8 protein-coding genes are annotated in these 11,296 nt (G+C 64.2%); 6 read left to right on the forward strand and 2 right to left on the reverse strand.

The window, feature by feature from the left end; genetic code table 11:
- Positions 1–11 precede the first annotated feature (11 nt).
- Entirely contained in the window at positions 12–1,547 is a 1,536-nt protein-coding gene (locus ACYVDA_RS12350) for a ParB/RepB/Spo0J family partition protein (protein WP_460818661.1), read from the reverse strand.
- A 250-nt stretch (positions 1,548–1,797) separates the two neighbouring features.
- On the opposite strand from ACYVDA_RS12350, the gene ACYVDA_RS12355 reads away from it, so the two are divergent.
- Genes ACYVDA_RS12355 through ACYVDA_RS12365 form a run of 3 tightly spaced genes read left to right on the forward strand, consistent with a single transcriptional unit; the run spans position 1,798 to position 3,847 of the window.
- The gene (locus ACYVDA_RS12355) at positions 1,798–2,244 is read left to right on the forward strand and encodes a hypothetical protein (protein ID WP_460818662.1); all 447 of its coding nucleotides are present in this window, start codon (positions 1,798–1,800) and stop codon (positions 2,242–2,244) included.
- On the forward strand, positions 2,244–2,540 hold the full coding sequence (locus ACYVDA_RS12360) for a hypothetical protein (protein WP_460818663.1): 297 nt from the start codon (positions 2,244–2,246) through the stop codon (positions 2,538–2,540). Before ACYVDA_RS12355 ends, ACYVDA_RS12360 begins: the two co-directional genes overlap by 1 nt.
- Positions 2,537–3,847, forward strand: coding sequence for a hypothetical protein (locus ACYVDA_RS12365; protein WP_460818664.1), 1,311 nt, complete (start codon positions 2,537–2,539; stop codon positions 3,845–3,847). Before ACYVDA_RS12360 ends, ACYVDA_RS12365 begins: the two co-directional genes overlap by 4 nt.
- Positions 3,848–4,338: 491 nt before the next feature.
- Here ACYVDA_RS12365 and ACYVDA_RS12370 read toward each other — a convergent pair whose 3' ends face one another.
- Entirely contained in the window at positions 4,339–5,247 is a 909-nt protein-coding gene (locus ACYVDA_RS12370) for a GIY-YIG nuclease family protein (protein WP_460818665.1), read from the reverse strand.
- Positions 5,248–5,327: 80 nt separating this feature from the next.
- Between ACYVDA_RS12370 and ACYVDA_RS12375 the strand changes: the two genes are divergently transcribed.
- From ACYVDA_RS12375 to ACYVDA_RS12385, 3 genes are read left to right on the forward strand one after another with little or no spacing between them, the layout of a single operon-like run.
- Positions 5,328–6,902, forward strand: coding sequence for a type I restriction-modification system subunit M (locus ACYVDA_RS12375; protein ID WP_460818666.1), 1,575 nt, complete (start codon positions 5,328–5,330; stop codon positions 6,900–6,902).
- A complete protein-coding gene (locus ACYVDA_RS12380) occupies positions 6,899–8,155 on the forward strand; it encodes a restriction endonuclease subunit S (RefSeq protein ID WP_460818667.1) in 1,257 nt (418 codons plus the stop codon). Before ACYVDA_RS12375 ends, ACYVDA_RS12380 begins: the two co-directional genes overlap by 4 nt.
- Positions 8,152–11,208, forward strand: a complete 3,057-nt coding sequence (locus ACYVDA_RS12385; RefSeq protein ID WP_460818668.1) for a type I restriction endonuclease subunit R — start codon at positions 8,152–8,154, stop codon at positions 11,206–11,208. The genes ACYVDA_RS12380 and ACYVDA_RS12385 overlap by 4 nt, the downstream gene beginning before the upstream one ends.
- Positions 11,209–11,296 lie beyond the last annotated feature (88 nt).

Genomic DNA, 11,296 nt, shown 5'->3' on the forward strand with positions numbered 1-11,296 from the left:
CTCCTTCCGGGTCAGACGGCGACCGACTGATCGTCGGTCGGCTGGTAGTCGGTGGTTGGGGCGCTGAGAAGGAGGCTCTCGACCTCGCTGGGCTGGTAGCCCCACTTCGCCAGTGCGCCCAGGACGCGGGCATCCCAGGAGTTCGGGTTGCGCCACGTGTGCTTGCCGGTGCTGGCCTCCCATGCGGTGACGACGGCCGCGAGGGTGGTCACGGTCGCGGCCTTCGGTGTGGCCTGCTGGTCGGCGAGCCGCTCGGCTGCCTGACGGCCGCCGCCGTACACCGACGCGGTGTCGAGTCCGAGAAGTTCGCGCAACGTCGGGTGGGCGGCGTCCATCGCCTTGGTGAGCGTGAACTGGCCTCCGACGACGGCTTCACAGATCAGCGCTTCGGCGCCCGGCGGCGGAGTCTTGCGGGTGAGGAACTGGCGCAGCCAGTCGCGGCGGACGACTTCCGCGCTGGACCACGCCTTGTTGTTGGCGATGACGAGTCGGCGCTCCTCGCGCGCTGCCTCGGCCGCAGCCTCCTGGTTCTCCTCGCTGGCCTCGGTTGTGTGCGTGCCGGTGAGGTAGGTCCAGCGCTGGACGAGTCCGGCGGCCTCGGGCTCACGGCAGATCCACACGGGAGTAAGCATGTGCACCGGCTCCGCGTCGGTGGCGTTCTCCTCGTCGCTGTCGTCACCGGTCTCGGGGTACTCCCACTCGCTGACCACCACAACGGCAGCGCCGGGCAGGTTGGGCCACTCGTCCTCGGGGACCGGCTCTCCATCCGCGGCGCGGACGTGGTCCGACAGTCGGAATCGGTGGACGTCGCGCACCTCTTCGGGGTCGAGCGCGGGTAGCCCGTCGGCGCGGAGGCGATCGACCTCTGTGAGGAGTACGGCGCGCTCCCGGGCCTCGTCGCGCATGCGCTGGGCGGTGTGGGAGAGCGGTCGGCCGAACTGCTTGGCGCGCTCGAGTTGCTCGACGGCCTGGGCGTCGTGCTCGAACTCCGCGAAAATCGCCGCCTCGTCGAGCGTCAGGTCACCAGCGACGACCCGGGCGCGGGTCTGCTCCTTGTCGGCAACAGTCAGGGCCGCGTTGACCCGCTCGCGAGGGAGTGCGGCCCGCTTGGCGATCTGCGCAGCACTGATGCCGACGAGCGCGAGCTGCTCGACGCCGTTAACGATCTCGCCGTCACGCATCGCCGCGCGGTGGAGGTTCTCCACCATCTGGTCGGTGATCCGGTCGGCCTCATCGGGCTGGGCGACGACCTGGGCCGGGATGTCGGGAAGCCCGACCTCCGCAGCGACGACCGTGCGCCGCTGACCACGGATGACGACATAGGCGCCGTCCGCGTCGGCGTACACGGTCACCGGCTCCAGCACGCCGCGCTCCTTGATCGAGCGGGCGAACTCCCGGGCATCGGAGTGTAGGTCGGTGCGGACGTTCGCGCCGATCTTGATCGTGCTGGGGTCCAGGCGGACGAACTGCGTGTCGTTCATCGTGTCTCCTTCGGTTGGTTGAACGTCGATGGGCAGCGTGTGGGCCTCGCGGGTCCGCGCGCTCAACGCGACTCCGAGACTGTGGAAAGCGGTCCCGGAAGTGCCTCCTGTGCTCGACCCCCTCGCTGCCTTCCTCGGTGAACCGGCCTCACTGCGTGCATGGGGTGTGGCACCCAAGCGCGGCCGTGAGGTAACCGGTGAGCGTTTCGGTGAGCGCCCCTTCCAGGTCGCCGGCTCCCGGGCGGCGTCCCTGTCCATTCGCCCGGAGTCGTGCGCTTGCAGTTCGTAGCCCGACAACTACGGAGGCGAGGCGCGCATGGGAATCGAGACAACCAAGGCGCTGCAGGCGCGACGACGTGAATCCGCCGCGCAGATCGAACGGCTGATCGCCCGGGCGGACCAACGCAACCCGATCGGTTCAGCGCGTGGAGCGCGAATCAAGGACACGGCGCGGCTCGCCCGCCGGAAGTGCCGGGATCTCACCGCCGCCCGGCAGTCAGTAGCAGCCATCGAGCTCGACCTCGGTCAAGCCCTTCTTCGCCTTCTCGGCCAAGGGATGTCGCGAAATGAGGCGTTCGAGCTGGTCGGGCTCAGCCGTCACTTTGGCCGGCGCTACCTCGAGCTCGCGATGTCTCCCCCGCCCCCACAGCAGACCGGCTTCTCCACAGAACTGGCCGGAGACGGAGGGGCCGGCCCTGCCGCAACGGATCTTGATGTCAACGGCAACCGCCCGAGCGCTGCCACGCCAGGAAGGAAACGCTGATGCTGATCTCTCACGCCGTCACCCTCGCCGAGGCCCGCTCGTATGTCGCCGCCCTCGCCGACAACGCCCACACGTTCGACGCCTCGGTGGAGTACGAGCACGTCCTCCTCGAGCTCGACACGATCCACGGCGGGGAGGTCCCGCCGCTCACCGAGGTCCTCACCGACGAGCGCGACGTCCTCTACACCGTCGCTGAGGCCGCCATCGAGGAGCTCGTCGAGCACGGCGTCGACGGGCTCCAGGTCGAGCTCGTCCTCGCCAGGCTGGAGGACGCCCGAGCGCTGGATCGGCCATGACCTACGGCGAGAACGGCCACCAACTTCGGTCCGAGCTGACCACATTGCTTCGCCAGCACCGCATCCAGCAGCGACTCGGCGGCTCGGGGACATACACCGTGCCCGCGTCGACTACCGCTGAACAGCGCGAGCTACTCGGCGAGCAGATCCAGCGGTATCGCTACGCGGCTCTTACGTGGTCCCTGCACGCGGTCGTCGCCGCGAACCCTGGGATGAACCTCGAACGGCCAGCCGAGAGGTCTCGCGGGCCGGCCGGGGAACTACGGTACCGACTCGCGCAGTCCATCAAAGCGTCGCATGCGGGCCTGCCACCTCTCCCCGAGCTGACCACGCCACAGGAGTTCCCGATGGTGGAGAGCTGGCGCCAGGTCGCCAAGGCCGCCGTTCTTGGCGAACACGACTTCGGCGGTCTCATGGACCACGGCCGACTCACGCCCGCGCAGTCCAGCACTGTCCTGAAGGACGCCGCCGAGGTCGCCAGGGCTCTCGTCGTCCTCGACAAGCGATACGAGAACATCCCCGGCTGGATCCCCATCCGCGAGCGCGGGCGGCTCGACCGTGCCGCCCAGGTGTGCGGTGTCTTCGCCGGGTACGGCGAGTCTGACTACTCGGTGGACCACAAGGGCTGGCGTCCTCCGCTGGCGACGATCGACGGTGGCCCGCTCCCAGGGATCGGCGGGGTCCTGCAAGCCGAGCACAACATGCTCGTCCATCTGAGCAGCTTCCCGAACACTCTCAACCTGCGCCGGGTACTGGACGGCCAGCGGATCCTGTCGCACGAGGCGGCCCGCCGCGGGCCCAACGCTGCGCCCGACCTGATCGACAAGTGGCTCTACCGGGAGCAGGTCTATAGGAAGCTAATCGACGAGACCCGAGACGTAGGCGGACTGGTCGGCAGCGGGGGATCGGCGGCTGCTGAAGCCGCCAACGCAGTCGGCCGACTTCGTCACATCCAAGCCCGCAAACTGACGATGGCCGAGCCGCTCCGAGACCTGAACAAGCTCTTCACTCGCGTCGACGCCCGGGTTGCGGCGATCATCGAGCAGGGCGTCGACGATCGGCTCTATTTCGCAAGCGTGAAGGTGCCCCGGATCGTCGATTCGGGCAGCGATCTGGTGAGCCCGGTCCGCGAGCGTTACGTCCCCATCGCGGCGCCGATGAACACTGGCCTAATCGCCATCACGCGCCAGGAGCTGCGACCGCCGCCCGTGGCACCGCCCGTGCCGGCCGGTGCTGCCAGTAGTCGGGAGGAGCTACGCGAGTCGATCGACCATCGACCCGAGAGACGAGCTGGACCGAGCATCTGAGGGAGAGTCTCAGAAGAGCGCTGCGAACTCCGGAAAGCCCCGGCCTGGCCGAGCGCTTGCCAGAAGATCTGGAAGACAGGATTCGGGCATGGCCCCTGTGTGAGGGAACTGGCCTGATGTGACCCCCGGCACTCGGCCGGATGGCATCAGACATGCGTCAGACGCTCGACGAGCGCCGCAACTTGATCGAACAGCGCGCTCGAACCTTGCTGACGAGGCGATTCGGGGGAAGGCGCCGTGATCGAGGGCACTCTGTCTGCGGCCCGCCGATCGAGCCTCATGCACCCGCTGGGATCAGGCCGCGATCAAACGTCGCCGCCTACCGCGACGGGTACAGCGTTGAGGACCGCACGCTCCTCGGCCCCAAGCCCGCAACCGACAGCCAGAGCCTCGACCGCGCACGAGCCCTCGCCTCGACACGTCGCGCCGAGCCGGAGGCCGCACCGGCGGCGCGAAACGATCCCGTCGCCGCGATGAGGCTCTGACCGTCCCTACGCATCCTGTGGGTCGACGCCGCGACTCTCCCAAGAGCCGAAGGCGGTGCCGTCATCGGCGATCCAGGAAATCCGCCCGTTGCACGATCGCCCTTGTGCGATAGCACCCGCCGTGGACGGGGAACCGAAGACGATGTCCTTGACCACCCGACCGAGACCGTTCTCGACAATGATCGAGCCGTCAGCGATGAGTTTGAGGTGCTGTGCTCGGTATGACTCGTACGCCTTGATCGTGCTGTCAGCTTTCCCGACGCCGTGCCAGTCGGCGACGACGGTGGACCCGGCGAGCATCGTGAACTCGCCGTCGATCTGCTGGGCGGTCGCGCCCACACCGAGCTTCTTGTTGACGAGGTGGAACACAGGGGAGACAAGCGCCTCCTGGCGTGTCGCCGGGAGCGCGACCGTCTCGCGCCCGCGGATGGCGTCGACGCCGAGGACAGGCAACACGATCTGGAGTTGATCGATGAAGTAGTCCATGTCGGAGGCGTGCGCTTCGGGCAGCGACTGAGGAGGCGGCGTCGTGCCGTTGTCGAGGACGACGCGTCCGGCCTGGAGGGCCAGGGAGACGAGTCGGGACTCCAGGTATCGCCCGTGGGCCTTGGTCAGGTTGGCGTCCTTCGACGTGACCACCACGACCCTGCGCCAGAACTCCTTGTTGGCGTCATGGTTGCGAAGTCGCGACCTGAAGTCATCCGTCTCGCCGATGTAGCAGCGGGTGCCACCCTGCTCGTCCGGACCCAAGAGCAGGTAGATGCAGGTGCCGGCGACCTCAGGTCGCCGAACGAGCGTGCTCATCTCGGAGCGGGGTGCGCTAAGGACCTGGCCGGTCCAGTTGAGGATCTCGGCCGTCGTCAACCCGCCAGGCGTGCCGTCGACAAGGAAGAGTTCGATGTGTTTGCCGCTCACAGCACGATCCTGTCAGCCAGGACCGACACGAAGCGGGCTGTTCGTCAGGAATCGTCGGATGGTGCTGGAAGAATGCCCCGGTGAGCGTTACGAGCAAGGAGTCCGAGCGGGCAGAACTCCACAAGACCATCTGGCGGATCGCCAACGACCTGCGCGGCAGCGTCGACGGGTGGGACTTCAAGACCTACGTGCTCGGGATGCTCTTCTACCGCTTCATCTCCGAGAACCTGACGGTCTACCTCAATGAGCAGGAGCGGTTGGCGGGCAACGAAGGCTTCGACTACCGCAACCTGGCAGGTGCCGACGCGGAGTTCGGTCGTGACGAGACGATCAAGGAGAAGGGGTTCTACATCCTCCCGCATGACCTCTTCGCGAACGTCCGCGAGAAGGCCCGCCACGACGAGAACCTCAACGAGACCCTGAGCCGCGTCTTCAAGAGCATCGAAGGCTCCGCCATCGGCGCGAACTCCGAGGAAGACATCAAAGGACTCTTCGACGACCTCGACGTCAACAGCAGCAAGCTTGGTCCGACTGTGGCCAAGCGCAACGAGAAGCTCGTCAAGCTGCTCGACGCCATCGGCGACCTTCCGCTCGGTGGTGCCTTCAGGGAAAACAACAACGATCTCTTCGGCGACGCCTACGAGTACCTGATGCAGATGTACGCATCGGCGGCCGGCAAGTCGGGTGGCGAGTACTACACGCCGCAGGAGGTCGCCGAGCTCCTGGCCAGGATCACCGTCGTCGGCAAGACCGAGGTCAACAAGGTCTACGACCCGGCGTGTGGCTCCGGGTCGATGCTGCTGAAGTACGAGAAGGTCCTCGGCCACGGCAAGGTGCGCCAGGGCTACTTCGGCCAGGAGGTCAACCTGACCACGTACAACCTGTGCCGGATCAACATGTTTCTACACGACATCCCGTACGAGAAGTTCGAGATCGCCCACGGCGACACGCTGATTGACCCGGCCCACTGGGATGAAGAGCCGTTCGAGGCGATCGTGTCCAATCCGCCCTACTCGATCAAGTGGGAGGGCGACGCCAACCCGCTACTGATCAACGACCCGCGATACGCACCAGCCGGCGTGCTCGCGCCCAAGTCGAGGGCCGACCTCGCGTTCACCATGCACATCCTAAGCTGGCTCGCCGTCAACGGCACGGCTGCGATCGTCGAGTTCCCCGGCGTGCTCTATCGCGGAGGAGCAGAGCAGAAGATCCGCAAATGGCTCGTCGACAACAACTACGTCGACACCGTCATCCAGCTCCCGCCGGACCTCTTCTTCGGTACGACGATCGCGACCTGCGTTCTCGTGCTCAAGAAGTCCAAGGCTGACAACAAGGTCCTCTTCATCGACGCATCCGCGGAGTTCACGCGCCACGGCAACAAGAACAGACTCACCGCGGATCACCAGCAGGCCATCCTCGACGCCTTCGAAAAGCGCGAGGACGTCTCAAACTTCGCCAAGTTAGTCGATCACGAGGTCATCGCGGACAACGGCTACAACATCGCGGTCACGTCCTACGTTGAAGCTGAAGACACCCGGGTCGCCGTCAACATCACCAAGCTTAACGCTGAGATCGCCAGGATCGTTGAGAGTCAGGCGAAGCTCCGCACCGGGATCGACGCCATTGTGGCCGACCTCGAAGGAGATGCTCGATGAGTCGACTCAGCCACTTGATCGCCGAGATGTGTCCGGGGGGAATCGAGTTCAAGGCTCTCGAAGACCTGGGCGTTCTCTACAACGGCCTGACTGGCAAGTCGAAGGCCGACTTCTCCGGTGGCAACGCGCGGTTCGTCACGTACGTCAACATCTTCAACAACCTGTCGGCCAATGTCTCGCCGGACAGCATGGTTCAGGTCGCGGAGGGTGAGCGGCAGAATCGCGTCCGCCGCGGCGACGTGCTGTTCACCGCCTCGTCAGAAAGTGCCGACGAGGTCGGTATGGCATCGGGGGTTACCGTTGAGCCGCCGGAGCCGCTCTACCTCAACAGCTTCTCCTTTGGCTTCCGACCTCACGATGTGCACGAACTCGATCCCGAGTTCACCAAGCACCTGTTCCACTCGGACGAGGTCCGTCGGCAGATCATCAAGACGGCCAACGGCGTGACGCGAATCAACATCTCCAAGCAGCGATTCCGTGTGATAAAGATTCCGGTTCCGCCGCTGGCGATTCAGCGGGAAATCGCCGAAATTCTCGATAAAATGAACAAGCTGCGAGCCGAGCTGGAAGCCGAGCTGGAAGCCGAGCTGGAATACCGTTCCCGCCAGTATGCGCATTATCGGGACTCGCTCCTTGGATTTGACGAGGAAAGCGGCGTGCCTTGGGCGGCCATGGGCGAAGTCGGCCAGTTCATTCGCGGTCGAAGATTCACGAAGAACGACATCGTTAGTGATGGAATCGCTTGCATCAACTTCGGCGAGATGTATACGCACTACGGAGCATTCGCTGACGAAGTAGTGTCACGAGTCCGGAAAGACTTGGCTTCATCTCTCCGCTTCGCAAGCTCCGGTGACGTCGTACTCGCCGGGGTAAGCGAAACCGTCGAGGACATCTGCAAGGCTGTTGCTTGGCTCGGTGATGAGGACGTCGCGGTTCACGACGACTGTTTCCTTTACCGGCACACTCTGAACCCGAAGTTCGTCGCCTACTTCCTCCAGACATCGAGTTTCCACGTAGAGAAGGCGAAGTACGTGGCCCGTGCCAAGGTGAAGCGCATCTCGGGTGCGAGCCTCGCCAAGATCAAGATCCCCGTGCCGCCGGCAAAGGAGCAGGAGCGGATCGTCGCAATCCTCGACAAGTTCGACGCGCTCGTAAGTAACCTGTCGATCGGGTTGCCAGCGGAGATCGCCGCTCGCCGCCAGCAGTACGATTACTACAGGGACAAGCTGCTCACGTTCGAGGAAGCAGCGTGACCGAGTTCCCCGAGCTTGGCGCGGCGGGCAGCGCCACCCACTTCGAACCGATCTCGGTCAGCGACGAGAGCACGGTCGTCGCGGAGTTCATGCCGGCGGACTCCAAGGAGAGCGGTTATCAGAGCGAGGCCGAACTCGAAGTGGCGTTCGTCAAGCTGCTTCAGGGGCAGGCATACGAATATCTGCCTATCGATAGTGCCTCTGCTCTGGAGACCAACCTGCGCGCCCAGCTCGAAACGCTGAACAAGATCGAGTTCACTGATTCAGAGTGGCAACGGTTCTTCAACGAGTCCGTCGCGGGGAAGAACGACGGGATCATCGAGAAGACGGCCCGCATCCAGGAAGACCACATCCAGGTCCTCGAGCGAGACGACGGCACGGCCAAGAACATCTACCTGATCGACAAGTCGAATATCCACAACAACCGGCTCCAGGTCATCAACCAGTACGAGGTCGACGGCGCCAGATCGAACCGCTACGACGTGACCGTGCTGGTCAACGGGCTGCCGATGGTGCACATCGAGCTCAAACGTCGTGGTGTCGACATCCGGGAGGCGTTCAACCAGATCAACCGCTACCAGCGGGAGAGCTTCTGGGCCGACTCTGGCCTGTTCCAGTACGTCCAGCTGTTCGTGATCAGCAACGGCACCCTGACGAAGTACTACTCGAACACGACCCGCGAGCGGCACGTCAGCGAGATGGTCGGGGGCAAGCGCGGCAGGAAGCAGTCATTCAACACTTTCGAGTTCACGAGCTGGTGGGCCGATGCCAGCAACCGGGCCATCGCGGACCTGACCGGGTTCACCAAGACGTTCTTCGCCAAGCACACCCTGCTCAACATCCTGACGAAGTACTGTGTCTTCGACGTCGACCGCAACCTGCTGGTGATGCGGCCTTACCAGATCGTCGCGGCCGAGCGGATCCTCCAGCGCATCGAAACTTCCACCAACTACAAGAAGCTCGGCAGCATCGGAGCGGGCGGCTACGTCTGGCACACCACCGGCTCGGGCAAGACCCTCACCAGTTTCAAGGCCGCACAGTTGGCGAGCAAGCTATCGAGCGTCGACAAGGTCCTTTTCGTCGTAGACCGGAAAGACCTCGACTACCAGACCCAGCGGGAGTACGACCGCTTCGAGAAGGGCGCGGTCGACGGCACCACCAATACCGCGCACCTTAAGCGAAGGCTTGAGGATCCGGCCTCGCGGATCATCGTCACGACGATCCAGAAGCTCGCCAGATTCGTGAGCTATGAGCGAGGGCACGACGTGTTCGGCTCGCACGTGGTGGTGATCTTCGATGAGTGCCATCGCAGCCAGTTCGGCGACATGCATATGGCCATCACGAACGTCTTTCGCCGCTACAACCTCTTCGGCTTCACCGGTACTCCGATCTTCGCCGAGAACGCTGGAGCAAGCGGCAACCCGCAACTGCGCACCACGGAGCAGGCATTCGGCGACAAACTCCACACGTACACGATCGTCGACGCGATCAACGACAAGAACGTGCTGCCGTTCCGCATCGACTACGTCAACACACTGAAGATCCCGGCGGACCTGACCGACAAGCAGGTCGCCGCGATCAACACCGAGGCAGCCCTGCTGAGTCCGGAGCGAGTCGGGGCGGTGACGTCGTACATCCTCGACCACTTCGACCAGAAGACCCGCCGCGACTCGACGTACCGGCTGGGGGAAAAGCGAGTCGCCGGCTTCAACTCGATGTTCGCGACCGCGTCCATCGACGCAGCGAAGCGTTACTACAAGGCGTTCGAGGAAGCGCAGCGTCGGCGCGAGGACGAACTCCCGGGCTACCAGCGTCTCAAGGTCGGCTTGATCTTCAGCTACGCCGCCAACGAGGACCTCGATGGCGGCATCCTGGGGGAGGAGGAGTTCGAGACCGGCGATCTCGATGCCAGCTCCCGCGACTTCCTCGAAGGTGCGATCCAGGACTACAACGGTCTGTTCGGCACCAGCTTCGACACCTCGGCCGACCGGTTCCAGAACTACTACAAGGACGTGTCGCAGCGACTGAAGAACCGCGAGCTCGATCTCGCGATCGTCGTCAACATGTTCCTGACGGGCTTCGACGCCACGACCCTGAACACCCTGTGGGTCGACAAGAACCTGCGCCAGCACGGCCTGATCCAGGCGTACTCGCGGACCAACCGGATCCTCAACTCGGTCAAGACTTACGGCAACATCGTCAGCTTCCGCGACCTGGAGCAGGCCACCAACGACGCGCTGTCGCTCTTCGGCAACAAGGACGCCAAGGGCATCGTCCTGCTCAAGCCCTACGCCGACTACTACGCCGAATACACCAAGCTCGTCGCCGACCTCACGACTCTGTTTCCTCTCGGACAGCCGATCGTCGGCGAGGCAGCGCAGAAGGAGTTCATCGCGCTGTTCGGTGCGATCCTGCGACTACGCAACATCCTGGTGTCCTTTGATGACTTTGGCGGTAACGAGCTCCTGACCGAGCGCGACTTTCAGGATTACCGGAGCATCTACCTCAACCTATACGCGGAGTTCCGCGGCCAGGACGCGGCCGAGAAGGAGTCGATCAACGACGACGTCGTCTTCGAGATCGAGCTCATCAAACAGGTCGAGGTCAACGTCGACTACATCCTGCTGCTGGTCGAGCAATGGCGCGAGGCTCGAGGTAACGGCTCCGACGTCGAGATGGCCGCGCTGATGAACATCCAGCGCGCGATCGACTCCAGCATCACGCTGCGCAACAAGCGCGACCTCATCCTGGCCTTCGTCGACTCGGTCAACGTCACCGGTGACACCAGCGAGGACTGGCGCAGGTTCGTGGAGGCAAAGAAGACAGAGGAGCTCGAGGCACTGATTGTTGCCCAGGGCCTCAAACCCGAGGAGACCCGCGCATTCGTCGCCGACGCCTTTCGTGACGGCGCCATCCCCACCGCCGGAACGGCCGTCACCAAGATCCTGCCTCCCGTCTCCAGATTCGCGGCCGGGGGGAACCACGCCATCAAGAAGCAGACCGTGCTCGACAAACTGGCGACGTTCTTCGACCGCTACTTCAGCTTGAGCTGAAGCGTCGACCGTGTCACCGGCCCTTCGCCCAGCACGGTGCCGCGCCGGCAGCACCGGCGTATCCAAGTCAAGAAGGACGGGTAGAGCA

This window comes from Nocardioides korecus (genome assembly GCF_054778395.1).